Origin of the sequence: Advenella sp. (genome assembly GCF_052108595.1) — a bacterium.
Lineage (GTDB): Bacteria > Pseudomonadota > Gammaproteobacteria > Burkholderiales > Burkholderiaceae_B > Advenella.
In genome coordinates this window covers 1-19,516 of the sequence record NZ_JBQEAU010000090.1, presented here as the reverse complement: position 1 = coordinate 19,516, position 19,516 = coordinate 1, and the positions used below count along the sequence as shown (strand labels likewise).

The 19,516-nt window shown below is 57.2% G+C and carries 18 protein-coding genes and 1 pseudogene; 4 read left to right on the top strand and 15 right to left on the bottom strand.

All coding sequences use genetic code 11. The features are described from left to right. The 6 genes from ACTIKR_RS15255 to ACTIKR_RS15230 form a co-directional block, all read right to left on the bottom strand. Positions 1-1,834, bottom strand: a 1,834-nt coding sequence (locus ACTIKR_RS15255) for an efflux RND transporter permease subunit (RefSeq protein ID WP_442328262.1), incomplete at its 3' end; no start/stop codon positions are given. Next, positions 1,831-4,923, bottom strand: a complete 3,093-nt coding sequence (locus tag ACTIKR_RS15250) for a multidrug efflux RND transporter permease subunit (protein WP_442328261.1) — start codon at positions 4,921-4,923, stop codon at positions 1,831-1,833. The genes ACTIKR_RS15255 and ACTIKR_RS15250, both read right to left, overlap by 4 nt. Next, on the bottom strand, positions 4,920-6,125 hold the full coding sequence (locus ACTIKR_RS15245; RefSeq protein WP_193089654.1) for an MdtA/MuxA family multidrug efflux RND transporter periplasmic adaptor subunit: 1,206 nt from the start codon (positions 6,123-6,125) through the stop codon (positions 4,920-4,922). The genes ACTIKR_RS15250 and ACTIKR_RS15245 overlap by 4 nt, the downstream gene beginning before the upstream one ends. Before the next feature lie 153 nt (positions 6,126-6,278). Continuing rightward, a complete protein-coding gene (gene zapD / locus ACTIKR_RS15240; protein WP_370540246.1) occupies positions 6,279-7,064 on the bottom strand; it encodes a cell division protein ZapD in 786 nt (261 codons plus the stop codon). A gap of 106 nt (positions 7,065-7,170) precedes the next feature. Next, positions 7,171-7,797, bottom strand: coding sequence for a dephospho-CoA kinase (gene coaE / locus ACTIKR_RS15235; RefSeq protein ID WP_442328260.1), 627 nt, complete (start codon positions 7,795-7,797; stop codon positions 7,171-7,173). Continuing rightward, positions 7,751-8,518: a prepilin peptidase gene (locus ACTIKR_RS15230; protein WP_442328259.1), complete on the bottom strand. Its 768-nt coding sequence runs from the start codon at positions 8,516-8,518 to the stop codon at positions 7,751-7,753. The genes coaE and ACTIKR_RS15230 overlap by 47 nt, the downstream gene beginning before the upstream one ends. Positions 8,519-8,879: 361 nt before the next feature. Between ACTIKR_RS15230 and ACTIKR_RS15225 the strand changes: the two genes are divergently transcribed. Beyond that, positions 8,880-9,524, top strand: a complete 645-nt coding sequence (locus ACTIKR_RS15225; RefSeq protein WP_193089650.1) for a hypothetical protein — start codon at positions 8,880-8,882, stop codon at positions 9,522-9,524. 56 nt (positions 9,525-9,580) lie between these two features. On the opposite strand, the gene ACTIKR_RS15220 is transcribed toward ACTIKR_RS15225, so the two are convergent. The 8 genes and pseudogenes from ACTIKR_RS15220 to ACTIKR_RS15185 form a co-directional block, all read right to left on the bottom strand. Beyond that, entirely contained in the window at positions 9,581-9,838 is a 258-nt protein-coding gene (locus ACTIKR_RS15220) for a response regulator transcription factor (protein WP_193089649.1), read from the bottom strand. Positions 9,839-9,919: 81 nt separating this feature from the next. Next, complete coding sequence (gene panC, locus ACTIKR_RS15215; RefSeq protein ID WP_193089648.1) at positions 9,920-10,774, bottom strand: pantoate--beta-alanine ligase; 855 nt, start codon at positions 10,772-10,774, stop codon at positions 9,920-9,922. 18 nt (positions 10,775-10,792) lie between these two features. After that, positions 10,793-11,665 carry a segregation and condensation protein A gene (locus ACTIKR_RS15210; RefSeq protein WP_193089647.1) on the bottom strand — a complete coding sequence of 291 codons (873 nt, stop codon included), beginning with the start codon at positions 11,663-11,665 and terminating at the stop codon, positions 10,793-10,795. Positions 11,666-11,673: 8 nt separating this feature from the next. Then, positions 11,674-11,865, bottom strand: coding sequence for a DUF3460 family protein (locus tag ACTIKR_RS15205; protein ID WP_193089646.1), 192 nt, complete (start codon positions 11,863-11,865; stop codon positions 11,674-11,676). Between the two features lie 91 nt (positions 11,866-11,956). Continuing rightward, positions 11,957-12,676 (bottom strand): amino acid ABC transporter ATP-binding protein, encoded by a 720-nt coding sequence (locus ACTIKR_RS15200; RefSeq protein ID WP_193089672.1) that lies wholly within the window; start codon positions 12,674-12,676, stop codon positions 11,957-11,959. A 44-nt stretch (positions 12,677-12,720) separates the two neighbouring features. After that, complete coding sequence (locus ACTIKR_RS15195; protein WP_193089645.1) at positions 12,721-13,830, bottom strand: amino acid ABC transporter permease; 1,110 nt, start codon at positions 13,828-13,830, stop codon at positions 12,721-12,723. A gap of 2 nt (positions 13,831-13,832) precedes the next feature. Further along, complete coding sequence (locus tag ACTIKR_RS15190; protein WP_442328258.1) at positions 13,833-15,005, bottom strand: amino acid ABC transporter permease; 1,173 nt, start codon at positions 15,003-15,005, stop codon at positions 13,833-13,835. Between the two features lie 98 nt (positions 15,006-15,103). Beyond that, positions 15,104-16,125, bottom strand: a pseudogene (locus tag ACTIKR_RS15185) (amino acid ABC transporter substrate-binding protein). Between the two features lie 211 nt (positions 16,126-16,336). Here ACTIKR_RS15185 and ACTIKR_RS15180 point away from each other — a divergent pair. The 3 genes from ACTIKR_RS15180 to mutY are packed head-to-tail and all read left to right on the top strand — an operon-like array spanning position 16,337 to position 19,020. Continuing rightward, a complete protein-coding gene (locus tag ACTIKR_RS15180; protein ID WP_193089642.1) occupies positions 16,337-17,005 on the top strand; it encodes a cell division ATP-binding protein FtsE in 669 nt (222 codons plus the stop codon). After that, positions 17,002-17,910: a cell division protein FtsX gene (locus tag ACTIKR_RS15175; protein ID WP_193089641.1), complete on the top strand. Its 909-nt coding sequence runs from the start codon at positions 17,002-17,004 to the stop codon at positions 17,908-17,910. Before ACTIKR_RS15180 ends, ACTIKR_RS15175 begins: the two co-directional genes overlap by 4 nt. Positions 17,911-17,913: 3 nt before the next feature. Further along, positions 17,914-19,020 (top strand): A/G-specific adenine glycosylase, encoded by a 1,107-nt coding sequence (mutY, locus tag ACTIKR_RS15170; protein WP_193089640.1) that lies wholly within the window; start codon positions 17,914-17,916, stop codon positions 19,018-19,020. Positions 19,021-19,056: 36 nt separating this feature from the next. Here the strand turns inward: mutY and ACTIKR_RS15165 are convergent. Continuing rightward, positions 19,057-19,516, bottom strand: a 460-nt coding sequence (locus ACTIKR_RS15165; protein ID WP_442328257.1) for an FtsW/RodA/SpoVE family cell cycle protein, incomplete at its 5' end; no start/stop codon positions are given.

The following is a 19,516-nucleotide window of genomic DNA, read 5'->3' as shown; positions in this document are numbered from 1 at the left end:
AAAAGAAACTGCTGTTGCTGCCGCCGCGTCCGCCGGAATACCCCGAGACCGTGTCCACATTCGGATTCTGTACAATCGCCTTGCGAAAAGCCTCCAGCTTGGGCACGGTGGCGGCAAACGACGTGCCCTGGTCCGCGCGAAAGAATCCCTGGATCATGCCGGTGTCCTGTTCCGGAAAGAATCCTTTGGGAACGGCAATATACAGATAGACGTTCAGGACCACGGTGGCCAGCAGCGTGAGCAATGTCAGAAAGCGAAAGCGGATGGCAAAACGCAACATGCGCCCGTAGCCACTGACAAGTCGATCAAAAAACGAATCCCAGATCCGCTGAGCGCGACCCTTTTTCAAGTTCGGTTCATGCCTGAGCAACTGCGCGCACATCATGGGCGTGAGGGTGAGCGAGACGAGCAGCGATATGGCAATGGCGATCGACAATGTCATGGCAAACTCGAGAAACAGTCTGCCGATCAGGCCACCCATGAACAGCAGCGGAATAAACACGGCCACCAGGGATACGCTCATGCTGATGACCGTAAAACCCACTTCGCGCGCGCCCACCAGTGCCGCGCGCATGGGGTGCATGCCGCGCTCGATATAGCGCATGACGTTTTCCAGCACCACAATCGAGTCATCGACCACGAAACCGGTGGCTACGATCAGCGCCATCAGCGAGACCGTATTGAGCGAGTAGCCCAGAAAGTACATGAAGATAAACGTTCCCATCAGCGAGACAGGCACCGAGATGGCCGGTATCAGCGTGGCGCGCAACCGTTGCAGAAACAGCATGACCACCACAATCACCAGCAGCACCGAGATAACCAGCGTCAGCTCTGCCTCGTGCAACGTCGCCCGAATGCTGGGCGTACGATCCTGTGCCACGTCCAGGTTGACTTGCGGCGGCAGCATCTGGGCCAGGTCAGGCAACATGTCTTTGACCGCATCCACCGTCTGGATGATATTGGCATCGGCCTGCCGTCGCACCAGCAGCACCACGGCCTGCTTGGTATTGTAAAAACCCTTGTTGTACAGGCTTTCTGTCGAGTCATAGACATGCGCGACATCACGCAGGCGCACGGCCGTACCGTTTTTCCAGGCAACAATCAGGTTCTCGAAATCTTTTGCGTAACGCAATTGCCCATTGGTTGCCAGTTGCCACTGATATTCGTTATTGTCCAGAAATCCCTTAGGCCTGACCGAATTGGTCGCTGCCAGTGCGTTGCGAACCGTATCCAGCGAGATGCCCATATTGTTGAGCATATTGGGGTTCAAGTCCACGCGCACGGCCGGCAAGGAACTGCCCCCCACGGTGACCTCCCCCACCCCGCGCACCTGCGCCAGTTTCTGTGCCAGGATCGTGGAAGCAAGGTCATACAACTCCCCTTGGCCAAGCAGATCCGAGGTCAGGGCCAGCACCATGACCGGGGTCGAGGACGGATTGACATTACGGTAGGTGGGCGGCTGCTTCATGCTGCTGGGCAGCAACGGCCGCGCTGCGTTGATGGCCGCCTGCACCTCGCGGGCAGCCGTGTGCACGTCCTTGTCCAGATCGAATATCATGAAAATGGAGGTGGAGCCCTCCGAACTACTGGACAGCAACAGATCAATGCCGGAAATATTGCCCAGCGAGCGTTCCAGCGGGGTGGCCACGCTCGAGGCCATGGTCTCCGGACTGGCGCCCGACAACGACGCGCGCACCACAATCACCGGCGAGTCCAGCGTGGGCAGCGGCGACACCGGCAGCAGGAAAAAGGCGACCATGCCCATCACCGCAACCGCCAGCGCCAGAAGTGACGTTGCTACCGGTCTAAGGATGAACGGGCGGGACAAACTCATATTTCTGCCTGCGCTGCCACATCAGATGGCTTGGGTTTTTTGACCAGCCTGTCAAACATCAGATAAATGACCGGGGTGGTAAACAGGGTCAGCAACTGGCTGCAGATCAGCCCGCCCACCATGGTCAGCCCCAGAGGCTGGCGCAATTCGGCGCCGGTGCCGGTAGAGAGCATGAGCGGAATCGCGCCGAACAGCGCCGCCAGCGTCGTCATAAGGATTGGCCGAAAGCGCAACAGCGCGGCCTGATGAATCGCCTTGACTGGCGGCAGGCCCTGATGACGTTCGGCATCGAGCGCAAAGTCGATCATCATGATGGCATTTTTCTTGACAATACCGATCAAAAGAATAATCCCGATAATGCCGATCATGTCCAGCTCGTTGCCCGAAAGTATGAGCGCCAGCAGCGCCCCCACCGCGGCCGAGGGCAGCGTTGACAAAATGGTCACCGGATGGATATAGCTTTCGTAAAGTACGCCAAGCACAATATACATGGTAAATATGGCTGCCAGCAGTAGCCACAGTGTGCTCGACAGTGAAGATTCGAACGCCTGCGCCGCCCCCTGGAAACGCATTTCCACGGTTGGCGGCAAAGCGATATCAGCCTTGATCTGATTAACGCGCTGCACCGCATCAGATAGCGATGCCCCGGGCGCCAGATTGAAAGACACCAGGGCGGACGGGAACTGATCGACCCGCATGATCTCCAGCAACTCCTGGCCGGGGACAATCTGCGCCAGTTGCGTCAACGCAATCGGCGCGCCGTCAGCGGTCTTGAGATACACCTGCTCAAGATCGGCTGGGTTATCGCGAAAATGCTCGGCCACTTCCATCACCACCCGATACTGTGCTGCCTGGGTAAAGATCGTGGAGACCAGGCGCTGGCCAAAAGCGTTGTACAGAGCATCATCAATCTGCGTCATGGTAATGCCATAGCGCGCTGCGGCATCCCGGTCCACTTTGACCAGGGTTTGCAGGCCATTGAACTGAAAGTTGTCTGTGACGCCGGCCAGGGTCTTGTCGGCTGCCAGGTGTTCAACAAATACCGGAACCCATTCGCGCAGCTGCTCGGCATCGAGGCTGGACAGACTCAATTGATATTGCGTGCGCGATACCCTGGCGTCAATGGTCAGGTCCTGCGAGGCTTGCAAATATACTTTCATGCCCGGCACTTGCGCCGCCCGGTCTTCCAGGCGCTCCATGACGTCCGTAATATTTTCGCGCTCTGCCGTGGGCTTGAGTTCAACCTGCATCCGCCCGGTATTGAGCGTGGCATTTGAGCCATCCACACCGATGAACGACGACACCGAGGCGACCGCCGGATCGGCCTTGACTGCCCGGGCAATCTGCACCTGACGTTCGGACATCATTTTGAAAGAGGACGATTGCGGCGCTTCGGTAATGATCTGGATCATGCCGGTATCCTGCTGCGGAAAGAACCCCTTGGGTATCCACATATACAGCAGTACTGTCAGTACAAAAGTGGCCAGCGCCACCAGCAGCGTCAACGTCTGGTGCCGCAGCACGACGGTGAGCATACGATCATAGCCATGAATGACACGCTCGATGGCCTGGCCCATTTTGCGATGCAAGCGATTGCCCTCGTACGCCGACTCGGGCTTGAGCATGCGGGCGCACATCATCGGCGTCAGTGTCAGGGAGATGACAAGTGAAATAATGATGGCAGTGGCCAGCGTAATGGCAAACTCACTGAACAGCCTGCCGATCACGTCGCCCATGAAAAGCAGCGGAATCAGCACGGCAATGAGCGAGACAGTCAGCGATACCAGGGTAAAGCCGATTTCAGCAGCCCCCTTGAGCGCCGCCTGCATGGGGGTTTCGCCATCCTCGATATGACGGGCGATATTCTCGATCATGACAATGGCGTCATCGACCACAAAGCCGGTGGCAATGGTCAGCGCCATCAGCGTCAGATTATTCAGACTGAAGCCCAGCAGGTACATCACACCGAAGGTGCCGACAATGGACAGCGGCACCACAATAGAAGGAATGACGGTGGCGCTGAAACTGCGCAAGAAGGCATAGGTCACCACGATCACCAGCAGGATCGCCATCAGCATTTCATTTTGTACATGGTTGATCGATTCACGAATGGTCTCGGTGCGATCAGCCACCATATCTACCTGCAGCGAAGCCGGCAATGCCTGCCGCAACTGCGGCAACAGCTTTTTCACATTGTCGACCACATCGATCACATTGGCGCCGGGCTGACGCTGGATATTGAGCAAAATGGCCGGTTTGTCGTTGATCCACGCGGCCTGCCGCACATCCTCGGCTGCTTCGATCGTGTTGGCTACATCTTTCAGGCGCAAGGGGGCGCCGTTGTTGTAGGTAAGAATCAGATTGTTGTATTCGGCTGCGGTTTTGACCTGGCTATTGGCATAAATGGTCGTGCCACGGCGTGGCCCATCAATATTGCCCGTAGGCTGGTTGACATTGGCCGCCGTAATGGCGGTGCGCACATCGCTTAACGCCAGGCCGTTGGCGGCCAGGGCCGTGGGGTTCACCTGGATGCGCAATGCCGGCCGTTGCCCGCCCGCAATACTGACCAGACCGACGCCCGATATCTGCGACAGTTTCTGCGCCATGCGGGTTTCGACCAGATCGCGCGCCTCATGCAAGGGCATGTTTTCAGAAGAGATGGCCAGCGTGACTACGGGCCGGTCTGCCGGATTGACCTTGTTGTACACCGGCGGCATGGGCATATCCGAAGGCAGCAGGTTCGATGCGGCATTGATCGCCGCCTGCACCTCCTGTTCGGCCACGCTCATTTGCACATCCAGTCCGAACTGCAGCGTGACCACCGAGGCCCCGCCCGAGCTGGATGACGTCATCTGCAATAAGCCGGGCATCTGACCAAACTGGCGCTCCAGCGGCGAGGTCACCAGCGAAGCCATTGTGTCGGGTCCCGCACCCGGATATAGCGACACGACCTGAATAGTCGGATAATCGACTTCAGGCAGGGCAGAGACCGGCAGCAGACGATAGGCAGCCAGTCCGCTCAGTAATATGGCAATCATCGCCAGCGTTGTCGCCACCGGCTTCAGAATGAACGTGCGCGAGATATTCACTTGATGATCTCGACTTTGGCCCCGTTGCGCAGGCGGTCTACGCCTTCCGAAACCACCTGCTCGCCTTCGGCCAATCCCTTGATGATCTGGGTATAGCCACTATCGACCACGCCCAGTTCGATCTGGCGGGTCTCGACTGTATTGTCTTTTTTCACCACATAGACATAAGGGCCGCGGGAACTGTTCTGAATGGCATCGGACATGACCACCAGCGCGTCGGACACCTCGCGCACCTTCAGTTCCGTATTCACAAACTGGTTTGGAAACAGCGTTTCGTCTTCATTGGCAAAGGTGGCCTTGAGCCGGACCGTGCCGGTTGTCGTATCTACCGCGTTATCCATTGAGGCAAGCTCGCCTTCGGCCAGTTGCACCTTGTTGTCGCGATCGCGCAAAATGACCTTGAGCTTCTCGCCTTTGTATAGCGGGCCGGCCACATCGGGCAGCCAGGACTCTGGCATGGAGAACACCACCGCAATGGGCTGCACCTGGGTAATCGTGACGATTCCATCGGTGGAACCGGCAGACACCAGATTGCCCACATCGACCGAGCGCAGACCCAGGCGACCGCTGATGGGCGCGCGCACTTTGGTATAGGTCAGCGACAGGCGGGCGTCATCCACGGCGGCCTTGTTGTTTTGCGCCTGCCCCTCATACTGACGCACCAGAGACTGCTGCGTATCGACCTGCTGGCGGGCAATCGAATCCTGCTTGAACAGGGTCTGATAGCGTTGCAGGTCACGTTTGGCGTTGGCCAGCAGTGCGGCATGCTGTGCCTGCGTGCCCAGCGCCTGCTGCAGCGCCACTTCGAACGAGCGCGGGTCTATCTGCACCAGCAGATCGCCTTCATTGACCTTCTGGCCTTCGGTAAAGAGGATTTTCTGAATCGGGCCGTCAACCCGGCTGCGAACGGTCACTGTATTGAATGCAGTGACCGTTCCCAGGCCGCTGACACTGACGGTCAGGGATTTTTTCATGGCAGGGACCACGCTGACCGGTGTGGCTACGGTAGCCAGGCCATTGCGCCCGCCTCTTGTGCCCTGTGCTGGCGTCTTAGCCGCCTGCCGCCCGACTTCCGATTTGTCCGCCGGCTCCTGGCTGGCGTTGCGCTGCCAATAGTAATAGCCCCCACCGGCAAGCAACAGAATGATAAGCAGGAGCAGCAGTTTACGGGACTTTCTATTAGTGCTTGAGGGAGCCGACATGGATGTGATAACGCTTCTTATTCGGAAAGCCCCTATTTTTACCTATTTACACCAACGCGGCATCTCTTTTGCGGCTACCTGTAATAAATCGCAACAGACCAGTTGTAACAGGAAGAGGCTTGGGATCACGCCCGATCGCAGCAACCGCTGCGTTCAGACATTGCAGAATGACATTTTGAACGGCGTCGGTGTTGTGATCAGTTGCGTTTTATATTGATGGTCCAATTCGGAAAACCGCACCCACACCACATATTTGTTCGCGCTGATTTCCGGATAGATCAGGCGCTCGCCCGAAACCCAGACGCGCACCATCTGATAAATTTTACCGCCGAGCATTTCCTGGAATACGCCCCCTTCCTGCGTGCCGGCGTCAATCGGACTGCCCGATTCGCGCAGCATTTTCAAAACGACGCTGACGCCGTCGAAAAGCGGCATAAAGGGTTCGACCCATTGGGTGATCGCCCGCTGACGATTGTCTTCGGCCGACAGTTGCCAGGCATGGTAGGAAGGGATATCGATCTGCGAAGTACCGCCGGGCACCGCAAACCGGTTTTTCAGGCTCATGAGCCATTCGTTTTCGCGCGCCGCCTGGCCAATACGACCCTTGCCCATCAGGGCAGCCGACACGCGATTCAAATCGGCAATGGCCGAATCGAGCGCATTCAAATCAATGTTAGGATGGTGGCGGTAGTTTTCAAGATTGGCTTTCTGCCGGTCAATATCCTGCAAAATACCCGAGCGCACTTCCGCGCGATCGCATGTGTCCATAATTTCAAACAACAGGGACAAGGCTACATGCTGATGCATGGGACTGGTACCGTTGATAAATGCAAACAATCGCTTGAACAGATATTCAAGTCGCATCAGGGATCGGATACGCTCATTGATGGGATATTCGTATAAAACCAATTGACTGACCCTTTTGTTTTTTGATATCACATTAAGCAGGTGCTGCGTGCCTGCTCACTGGTGTGATGGATTAGGCGGTGGTAGCGTCCCTGACGCAGCCATGCTGCGACGATAGACGCGCACGTTTGCCGTCCTGCTATTGTGCCTTCTGTTGCCCGATCAACTGCAGCCAGTTCTCGTGCACCTGCCGCACTCGCTCCTCGAGCATGGCAAGTGTAATACCGATACCGTTGAAAATCACATCATCGGCTGCAGCCAGCCGCTGCTGGCGTAACGTCTGGGTACTCATGATTTCCGTGACGGCCTGTACCGAAAGACCACTGCGTGCATGCACGCGCGCGATCTGTTCTGTTTCTTCACAGTCTACCACACAGATCCGGTCCATTATCGGGCGGTATCTGGCTAACGACTCAACCAGCAGCGGAATATCGTAGACCAGATAAAGCCCGGTGGCCGTCGCGGCAGCCGCCTGCATGGCCTGACCGATAAGTGGATGCAATATCTGTTCGAGCTGGCGGCGCTTGTCTGCATCCTGGAAAATCTGCTGGCGCATATAGCCGCGATCCATGGCGCCGTCCGCTTGTACTGCTCTGCTCCCGAATGCCTGGGCAATGGCAGGCATGGCCCGGCCGCCCGGTTGGGTCAGCGACCGCGCCAGTGCATCGGCATCAATCACGCTGGCGCCCCAGGCAACGAGCAATTGTGCCACGGTGGATTTACCCGAGCCGATCCCCCCTGTCAGACCTATCCTGTACAACGCCAACTCCCGTGAAAAACAAGGCCGGGCGCGTAGCGCCTGGCCTGATCATGCAATATGTGCTGCCGTTCTCTGCCTGCGGGCAATCGCAGGATACATGCACAGCAAGCGCACCCAAAGCCAAACAGGGGCCAAAAGCAATTGTCCGCAGCAGCACGCCGGTAATACATCGTATCACCAGAATGTACACCAGTCCTGCAAAACTGGCCACAAATAATACTACAGGTAATTGATTGTAAGGAAACCAGAGCGCCAGCACGGCAATCAGCTTGACGTCGCCTGCGGCCAGCCCCGGCCTGCCGCCACCGGCTTGAACGGCCATGCAAAGCAGGACGACCATCGCGGCTCCGACAAAAGCCGACAGGGCAAAACGCGGAGCCGGCATTTGCGGCAGGCCGGCAGCCAGCGCGCTCAGGCCAACGGCCAGCAGCAAAATCAGAAGGCAATCGGGCAACAAGCGCATCTGAATATCGGCCAGGGTCAGCAACGCCAACAAATAGAAGAACACTAGCCAGTGCAGCGCCTGACCATGGCTGAGCATGTACAGAAAGATTGGCACAGCGATGCCGACCACAAGCAGCCGCATGCACGCAAAGGTCCTTTTGTCTGCCACAATACCGTCTGTCACGGCAGCGCGGCCGTAGCGCCAGCGCAAAACGGCGCACAGCAGCCCATACGCAGGCCACAGGCTAAGCGCCACCAGAACGCTGAGCAGAAACTTATCCATACTGCTGCACCTGGCAACTAATATTGAAGAATGCCGCAGGATTGACAAACAGGCAAGCGGCCCAGCTCGTTGAACCGGACACCATGTTATTGCCCGCAAGCGGCTCGGTGCGAGACGCGGGCATCATCGTAACGCATGTGCCCTGTGGCGATATGTGCCAGCTCAAGGCTCAACCCCATCATTCAGGATGTGGTCAACGCTATCGGAAACCCGATGGCTTGATCCGAGCCGATGGCCTAAGCAGATATGGATATTGCCGTGGTAATATGCCGCTAGTTCAGTGCTCGTCCAGGCCTGTGGCGTCGCCTTAGCCTTACCTCGAACCGGGGCCTCGGTCCTGTTTAATAGGAAAAAAACTGTCATGTCTTGTGTTCCATTCCGTTTTGTGCCGGCACTGCTGTCGGCTTCCCTGCTGGTCATTCTGGCCGGCTGCAGCAGCCCTTCGCAACAGGCTGCCGCAACACAGGCAACCGCAAGCGATACCGCAGCAACAGAGCGTGAGGCAAGACCAATGCCTGCCTATAATGGCGGCGGGCAGATTCAGATTCCCTTTGGCACCTCGGAGCCCACACAGGCCGAACTTCGCGCCGAACGTCAGCGGCAGTCCACGACCCAGGGCCTGATCCCGGAAGGCAGAACCTATCTTGGCTCCATCCCCTGCGAAACGGCAGCGTGTACGGTGCAGCGCGTCACCCTGACACTACTGCCCGACGGACGCTGGCGCCGGATATCGCAGGCGCTGGCCCCATCGGGTTCGGCGCGGATCGACGCCGGCTGCTGGAGACCGGAACCAGGTGCTCAACCAATGATTCATCTGTTACCTGCCAGCGCCAGCGACAGCAGCGCCAGCGTAGCTTCGTTACGCATGCAAAGCCCCGCCGTGCTCTATGTACAGACGTTGGGCGCCAATGCCGTGACCAGACGCTATACGCTCAACATACAGGCCGATACGGAATCGACCAGCGCATTGCAGAACGACACCTCGTTTTTCTGCCCGGCGCGATAGTGACCGGTCCGTGAACGCCCTGCACACGTTGTGCGTTGCGCGGCACCGCTGACGGCTCAAACTTGACGATTGTCGGAAATATGTGGGTTCAGGCGGGTAAACACCTGCCGCGCAAGCTCAGTGGCGTTGCGTACATTCATTTTGCGAAAAATTCGTGCCCGGTGCGCTTCTATAGTCCGTTGCGACACGCCGAGCTCGGCAGCCGCAACCTTATTCGGCAAGCCACGTGTGACAAAAAAGAAAACCTCTTTTTCACGCGGCGTCAGGCACTGTATGAGTACATCCAGCCCCGGCATATTTTCCACTGTTCCCATCTTGATTCCTCGTATTGCTTGTGAAGAAGGGACAAATTATAGTGATCATGACGTCGGCCAAGAACTGTCAGCGTTGACAGTCTATGGTTGATATGCGAATTCCAGGTTATCAATCAAGCGGGTCGCCCCCAGTTTGGCTGCGGTCAGTACGACCAGCGGTTCGTTGGCAACAATCTCCTGCTGCGACGGCGGGTTCAAATCGTGCTGGCGACGTACCGACACATAATCCACCTCCCACCCCCGGTCAGCCAGCATTTTGCGACCGAATGCTTCCAGGGACTCTACAGAGGCATCGCCCGCCTGCAACTGGTTGCGCACCGCCTGCAGGGTCTGATACAGAACCGGCGCTTCAGCGCGTTCGCTGTCCGACAGAAAGCGATTACGCGACGACAAGGCCAGCCCGCTGTCCTCGCGTACTGTTTCATGGGCATAAATGGTGACCGGCAACTGGAATTGGCGGCACATTTTGCGCACAATCATCAATTGCTGGTAATCTTTTTTACCGAATACCGCCACCTTCGGTTGCACACAGGAAAACAGCTTGAGCACAACGGTCGATACGCCGGTAAAAAAACCCGGGCGAAACTCGCCTTCCAGAATGTTGCCCAGGCCATCAGGCGGCTGAATCTTGAAACTTTGCGGCTCCGGATACATTTCCTTGACGGCAGGCGCAAAGAGGACATAGACGTCCCGCCGCTCTTCCAGCTTGCGAATATCTTCTTCAAGGGTACGTGGATATTTGTCGAAATCCTCATTGGGCCCAAACTGCAGAGGGTTGACAAAAATGCTGGCCACAACCGGATCGCCATGCTGGCGAGCCATTTTCATCAGGGCCAGGTGACCCTCATGAAGATTTCCCATGGTAGGAACAAAAGAGGCGCGTAACTGGCCGCGCATCTGGTCTCTGAGTTCTTCAATGGTATGTACGACTTTCAATCTTGTTCCTTTGGCAGGTTAGGCCACGGCCTGGCTGCTGTACGAGAGGCGAATATAAATAGGGGCGTAAGGTTCTGCCTGCGTGATTTCCAGGAGTGTTTCGCGGGCCAGTTCCAGCATGGCCAGGAAATGAACCACCACGACTGCCGCCGGGTCACCCCCTTGCACCCGCTCAATGAACAGGTCCCGAAACTCCATGAACCGCACGTCCGACAGTCGACGCAGAATATGAGTCATGTGATCGCGCACCGACAGCTGTTCGCGCGTAATGTGATGATGCGCGTTCAGTTTGGCCCGTTTCATGATGTCCAGCCAGGCCAAACGCAGATCTTCGGCGTTCACCTCGGGCAGCGCCCGCTCGGTGCTCAGATCCATATAGACGCATGCGCGCTCAAAGTCGCGACCCAACTGCGGCAACTCATTGAGCTTGGCGGCCGCCAGTTTCATCTGCTCGTACTCCAGCAGGCGGCGAACCAGCTCAGCGCGCGGGTCTTCCACCTCTTCACCGGTATCTGATTTTTTGACCGGTAGCAGCATGCGTGACTTGATTTCAATCAACAGGGCAGCCATGAGCAGATATTCGCCGGCCAGCTCCAGATTGTGCTCACGGATTTGATCTACGTAGTTCAGATACTGGCGCGTCACTTCTGACATGGGGATATCCAGAACATTGAAGTTCTGCTTGCGGATCAGATACAGCAACAGATCCAGCGGTCCCTCGAAGGCTTCCAGAAACACCTCAAGCGCATCTGGCGGTATGTACAGATCCTGCGGAATATTAAATAGCGGCTCGCCGTACAGGCGCGCCAAGGCAACCGAATCAATGGTGTCGGGCGTGGAATCCACTTCAGGAGAGACCAGCGCATTGAGCTGATCGGCAGGCACCGTCATTCGGCTGTTCAGCTATTGTTCGAATATACGTAGGGTTTCAGGGGCACTTTGGCCTTCTTAAACCCATCAAGCAGGTCGGCATCCAGTGTTTTATCCCACAGGAGTCCGCGACCCTGCCGCTGCCGCTCTTCAGTACCAGGATGTTCGTCCTTATACTGTTTGATAAACTTGGTGATATCGGATTCGAAATTTTCTGCCATGATTTTGTAACCGTTGGTGTAAATAGCCGTAAACGGCTGCTTGGTGCCGCCATTTTACACCGGAATCCAGACAGGCATCCCGGTGGGCCCCTTAGTGCAGAATCTGGTCCAGGAAATGGCGGGTGCGTTCGTGCTGCGGATGATCAAAAAACGCATCCGGCGTGTTCTGCTCCACAATGCTGCCCTGGTCCATGAACACCACACGATCGGCCACCTTGCGCGCAAAGCCCATCTCATGCGTGACGCATAGCATGGTCACGCCCGACTCCTCGGCAAGATTGACCATGACATCCAGCACCTCCTTAACCATTTCCGGGTCCAGCGCAGAGGTCGGCTCATCAAACAGCAGCACCTTGGGGTTCATGCACAGCGAACGGGCGATGGCAACCCGCTGCTGCTGCCCTCCGGAGAGCTGGCCGGGAAACTTGTCGGCCTGATCCGGTATGCGCACGCGTTCAAGGTACTGCATGGCGCTGTCCCGGGCCTGTTGCTGCGACTGCTTCAGCACCCATATGGGCCCCAGCGTCAGGTTTTCGAGTACGGTCAGATGCGGAAACAGATTAAAGTGCTGAAACACCATTCCCACGTTTTTGCGCACCTGTTCGATTTTTTTCAGATTGTCGGTCAGCTCTGTGCCGTCAACAATGATCTTGCCTTCCTGATGGGATTCCAGCGCATTGATGCAGCGGATCAGCGTCGATTTTCCGGAGCCCGACGGGCCACAGATCACGATGCGCTCGCCTGTGGCAACGTCCAGATTGATGTCGCGCAGGACATGGAACTGGCCATACCACTTGTTGACGTTTTCCATAAGGATGATAGTTTCTGACACAGATAAACTCCAGGGTCTGGCGGCTAACGCGAATATCCCGTATCCAGCTGTGTTTCAAGCCGTTTTGAATAGCGGGACATGGCAAAGCAAAACACGAAATAAATCAGGGAAATGAATAAATAGGCTTCAATACTGAACCCCCGCCACACCGGGTCTGATAGCGAAGCCTTGGCCGACAGCGTCAGATCGTAAATACCGATAACGACCACCAGCGACGTATCCTTGAACAGGGCAATGAAGATGCTCACCAGTGGCGGGATCACTATCCTGAGCGCCTGTGGCAACACAATTTTGCGCATGGTCTGCCAATAGTTCAATCCGATAGACTGGGCGCCTTCAATCTGCCCCCGGGGGATCGCCTGCAGCCCGCCGCGCACAGTCTCTGCCACATAGGCAGAGGCAAACATGATGATGGCGATCTGTGCACGCAACAGTTTGTCAAAAGACATCCCTTCGGGCAGAAACAGCGGCAACATGACAGACGACATAAACAGCAGGCTGATCAGCGGCACACCGCGGATAATTTCAATATACACGACGCACAGCGCCTTGATGACCGGCATATCCGAGCGACGCCCCAGCGCCAGCACCACACCGATGGGAAAGGCAAACGCAATGCCGAAGGTCGACAGGATCAGCGTGAGCGGCAGGCCGCCCCAGCGGGTATTCTCTACATAAGTGAGGCCCGCAAAGCCGCCCCACATCAGGCAGGCAACCATCGTCAGCCCGGCTGCCCAGATGGCAAACAGCCGCATATTCCAGAAGCGTCGCATCGCGCTGCACACAATGACCGCAAGCAGCACCAGCGTGGCCAGCAAGGGACGCCATTGCTCATCGTAAGGATAGGTGCCGAACAGAATAAGCCGATATTTTTCCCGAATAAAGGCCCAGCAGGCCCCGCCAGGCCCGGCGCGACATTCCTGGGCATTGCTGGCGGTGAAATTGGCTTTGAGCAGGGCCCACTCCACAAGAGGCGGCAGCCCCATCAGCAACAGCCACGCGATGAGCATGGTAATCAGGATATTGAGCGGTGAAGAAAACAGGCGCGCCCGCAGCCAGCCGGCAATGCCGCTTTTTCCCTTGGGCGGCGGCAATGCCGCTGCAACACCCGGCTCCCGGTTCGTGATATTCATGGCTATCGCTCCACCAGCGCAATGCGCCGGTTATACCAGTTCATGAACAGGGAAATGGACAGGCTGACGGTCAGATACGCTGCCATGACAATGAGAATGCCCTCTATGGCCTGCCCCGTCTGGTTCAGCGTTGTGTTGATGATTGACACAATATCCGGATAGCCGATCGCCACCGCCAGCGAACTGTTTTTCATCAGGTTCAGATAAGTGCTGGTCAGCGGCGGAATCATGATCCGCAGCGCCTGCGGCAACACCACCAGCCGCAGCGCGCGACGACGGCTCAGGCCCACGGATCCGGCCGCTTCCCACTGGCCGCCTGGCACGGCCTGTATCCCCGAACGCACAATTTCCGCGACAAAGGCCGAGGTGTAGATAACCAGCCCGCTTAGCAGCGCCGTCAGTTCCGGGGAAATACTGGCGCCTCCGGCAAAATTGAAGCCCTTGAGTTCTGGAATGCTGAAGGCCAGTTGCCCGCCGCCGAAAAAAAATCCAGCCACCGGCAACAGGATAAAAAGCGCAAGGCCGATCGGCCACAGCGCCGTTTGTGTGCCGGTTCGGATTTGCCTGCGGCGCAAATACCGACCTGCCGCAAGGGTGATCAATAGCGCTCCCACAACACCGGCTACAATCCATGTCAGGCTCTCGCCTTGCGCAAAGGGGAATCGCAGGCCCCGGTTCGACAGAAACACACCTGGCATCGGGTGCATGGCCTGGCGCGGACCGGGCAAGGTTTCCACAATCAGCGCGTACCAGAAAAAAAGCTGAATCAACAGCGGAATATTGCGCAGCACCTCGACATATACCGCAGCCAGTTTTGCGATCAGCCAGTTTTTTGACAATCGGGCCACCCCGACCACAACGCCCAGCAGCGTGGCCAGCACGATGCCGGCAAGGGAAACATAAAGGGTATTGAGCAGACCCACCAGAATGGCGCGCCGATACGTATCGGTCGGCGAATAATCAATAAGCGACTCGCCGATGGCAAACCCGGCCTCGCGCCCCAGGAAATCGAAGCCGCTGCGGATATTGCGCACTTGCAGATTATGCATGGTATTGGAAACCAGATACCAGACGCCGGCGGCCACCAGCCCGAGCACGATTATCTGATAGACGATCGAGCGAAACGTTGGATCACTCCAGGAAAAGGCCAGGCCTTTGGATTTGTTTTTCTTCATGCGTTACAGTGTCAGGCGGGGCCGGCATTAGCCGGCTCCGGGTCCTGCGATCAGGTGCGAATCAAAGGTCGAAACCACATCGTACCTGTTTTTGGCGCTCAGCGAACCGGCATGGCGTAAAGAATGCCGCCATTGTGCCAGGTGTTGTTCAAGCCGCGTTCCAGTTTAAGCGCGCTGTCGGCTCCCACATTGCGGGCAAAGCTCTCGCCATAATTGCCCACCGTTTTAATGATGTTGTAGGCCCATTTTCATCGACGCCAAGATTTTTGCCCATGCCAGGACTGACGCCCAAAATACGCTGGATATTGGGATTAGGCGATTTGGTCATTTCATCCACGTTCTTGGACGTAATGCCGTACTCTTCGGCTTCGATCATGGCATTGAGGGTCCAGCGGATCACGTTGAACCACTGCTCATCGCCCTGCCGCACCATCGGCCCCAGCGGTTCCTTGGAGAAATTCTCGGGCAGGATCTCGTATTCGTCGGGCTTTTCCATCGTGGTTCGCACCGAGGCCAGGCCGGATTTGTCGGTCGTCAGCGCATCGCAGCGGCCCGAGGCGAAGGTACGAATCACTTCGTCGAACTTGTCGATGACAACGGGCTTGAACTCCAGCTTATTGCTGCGGAACCAGTCGGTCAGGTTCAGCTCGGTGGTCGTACCCGGTTGAACACAAATGGTCGCGCCGTTCAGTTCCTTGGCGCTTTTGACACCCAGGTCCTTTTTCACCATGACGCCCTGGCTGTCATAAAAATTGACGCCAACCCCCATCAGGCCCAGCGTCGTATCGCGGGTCAGGGTTTGCGTGGTGTTACGCGTAAGCACGTCAATCTCCCCCGATTGCAGTGCCGTAAAGCGCTGCTGGGTACTGAGGGGCGTGAGTTTTATTTTACTGGCGTCGTTGAACATGGTGATCGCGATCGCCTTGCACAAGTCGACATCCAGCCCCGATGCCTCGCCCTTGCTGTCAATGATGGAGAAGCCCGGGATACCGGTACTGATACCACACTGAACAAAGCCCTTGGCCTTGACGGCATCGAATGTTTTACCGGCCTGGGCCGGCGTCGCGATTACCGTAAAAGCGCCTGCGGCCAGCAATGCCGCTGTCCTGATCATTTTCATATTCATCCCCTGGTTAAGAAACCGTCCCCCGTTGATCAATCCGCCGTGTACATGATGGGAAACTGCTGCTGTCGATTTTTTGTTTAGCGGTTTTCTCTTGCGGTATCCTAGAGTATCCATTCACGCATTGACAATCGTAAATACCCTAATACATCTGCAATTACTCTAAAATGCGCATTAACAGAACCGAATTTTGAATAACCGGATCCACATGATTCAATTTCAGCATGTCTTCAAATCTTACGGGCAGGGCGCCAATATCCTGGCTGATATCAACTTCAGTATTGCACCGGGTGAATTCGTTTTCGTCTCCGGCCCATCCGGGGCGGGCAAATCCACGCTGCTCAAGCTGATCGGCGGACTGGAAGCGCCAACGCGCGGCTCCATTATCGTCAAGGGCCAGCGCATGGACCAGATCGGTAACCGCGCAAGGCCCTATCTGCGCCGCGCCGTTGGCGTCATCCTGCAAAACATGCACCTGCTGTATGACAGGACTGCTTTCGAAAATGTCATGCTGCCGCTGGCCGTTATTGGCCTGAACTCGGACAAGGCAGCCGCACGTGCCCGGGCGGCAATTGAAAAGGTGGGGCTGTCCGGCAAGGAAAAACTCAACCCAATCGCGCTTTCAGGCGGCGAACAGCAGCGCCTGGCCATTGCCCGCGCCATCGTCAACAAGCCCGCCATTCTGATCGCCGACGAACCAACGGCCAACCTGGATCAGGCCAGCGCACAGAAAATTCTGGAAGTCTTCCGTGACTTCAATCGTGTCGGCGTGACCACGCTTATCGCTTCACATGACCTGGAACTGCTGCGTCGGCACGCCAACCGCACCCTGCTGATCGAACCGGGCCGTTTCAAGGATCTGGGAACACACGCATGAAAACCTGGATAAGACATCATTTTTACGCTATGCGTATCGCCATCCGGCGACTGCTGGCCACGCCATTTTCATCACTGACCAATATTGCCGTCATTGCACTTGTGCTGGCGCTACCGCTGCTGGCCAGTTCCATTCTAGTATCCATGGAGCCGGTTGCGCGCAATGTCTCAGTTAATCCGGCCATCACCCTGTTCATGAAAGCGCAGGTGCCGCTGGCAGAAACGCGCGAGCTGGGCGAGCAGTTGCAACAGGAAAACCAGGCCTATATAGAAAAACTGGAAGTGATCGACAAAAACGACGCGCTGGCAGGATTGCGGGCGTCCGAATCCTGGTCCAACGCGCTGAAAGTGCTGCCACGCAATCCTCTGCCCAATTCGATTGTCGTGACGATCAAAGCGACCGGCGATCAGGCCAGCAAGGCCCAGGAACTGGCGCAGACATGGAGCAGCCTGGACAATGTAGACACGGTGCAGTTCGACAGCGCCTGGGTTCAGAAGCTGGACGCCATTCTTTCCTTTACCCGCGGCGTCCTGCTGCTGCTGGCCATCGGCGTTGCCGTGGTGGTGGTCGGTACGGTATTTAACACCGTGCGCATGCAGGCCCTGGTGCAACGGGAAGAAATCGCCGTCGCGCGTCTGGTAGGCGCTACCGAGTCATTCGTGCGGCGTCCGTTTCTATATCTGGGCGCCCTGACCGGCATGATTGCCGGCGTATTGTCGCTTTTGCTTACCACGTTCGGCCTGGCTTCGCTCAACGGCGCCATCGCCCGGCTCTCGCAGAGCTATGGCACCGATTTCGTCATCCGGCTACCCGATGTCACCTGGCTGGGCACCGCCATTGTGCTGGTGATGATTGTCGCTGCGCTGGCGGCCCAATGGTCCATGACCCGGCATTCGCGTTTCTGATCCATGTCGTTTGCCGGTACCGTCATCGAGTGGCAGCGTGAACGCGGCAGGCACGACCTGCCGTGGCAGGGCAGCCGCGATCCCTATCGCGTCTGGCTCTCGGAGATCATGCTGCAGCAAACGCAAGTAGCTACGGTTATTCCATACTACGCCCGCTTCCTGTCCCGATTTCCCACACTCGATGCGCTGGCCCAGGCCAGCCAGGAAGAGGTCATGCCCTATTGGGCGGGGCTGGGCTACTATGCCAGGGCGCGCAATCTGCACCGCTGCGCCAGGGTCGTCATGAATGATTGGAACGGATCTTTCCCGGAAAATGCCCAGGATATTACCAAGCTGCCGGGCATTGGGCCGTCTACGGCCAACGCCATTGCCGCCTTCTGCTACAACGCACGCCAGCCTATCCTGGATGGCAATGTCAAGCGTGTTTTTTGCCGCTATTATGGCATCGAGGGCGATACGCAAAAGAAAGCAACCGAAAGCATCCTGTGGGAACGTGCCTGGCAGCATCTTGAGGCCGCCCCGGACGATGTAGATATGGCGGCTTACACGCAAGGGCTGATGGATTTGGGTGCGACCTTGTGTACACGCAGCAGGCCCGCCTGTGATCGTTGTCCGCTGGCTGTCCATTGTGTGGCCAGGCGCGAAGGCCGGCAGGCGCAGCTACCCACGGCACGCCAGCGCAAGGTGATCCCGCAACGCCACGTGTGTGTATTGATTCTGGAACACAAGGATCAGATCCTGATGTATCGTCGTGCAGACAAAGGCATATGGGGCGGATTGCTGACGCTGCCCGAATTTGTCGACCGCCAGGCCTGTGCCGCCTATCTGCAGCAGGCGCTCGGCGAGCACGCGTTGCCCGTGCCGCTGGCGGCATTCGAACATGTATTCACCCATTTTCGCCTGCATATCGAACCGGCGCTGCTGCACGCATCTGCCCTGCCCGCCGCGCTGCCGCCCGTCGGCGACGATGCCGACCAGCCCAGCCGCTGGCAGTGGGTAGCCCTGGACGCGCTACCGGATACGGCGCTGCCCGCGCCCTTGCGCAAACTGCTGACGGGCTATTTTGATAAGGACAGCAACCGCGCAACCGACACACCCGGCCTGTTCTGACCCGGCTACAGGTCGCTTGCAGCGTACCAGCGGTGGTTATTCCTCGGCCCGCGCCGACTTGCGGCTGGGGACGTAATTGGAAATGCTCATCAACAGACCGCAGGCAAAACCCAGCGTGACCAGCGCCGTACCGCCGTAACTCATGAACGGCAACGGTACGCCCACCACCGGCAGTATGCCCATGACCATGCCCATGTTCACGAACACATACATGAACAGCATCATGGTCATGGCGCCAGCCAGCAAACGGCCGAACTGGGTGCGCGCCCGGATCGTGATCAGAAAACCGCGCAGCAGCAACAACGTATACAACAGCAACAGCGTCACGCCGCCGTACAGCCCGAACTCTTCGGCAAAGACCGCAAAGATGAAATCGGTGGTCCGCTCAGGGATAAAATCAAGATGCGTCTGGGTGCCCAGCATATATCCCTTGCCATATAAGCCGCCCGAACCAATCGCAATCATGCCCTGGATCGTATGAAAGCCCTTACCCAGT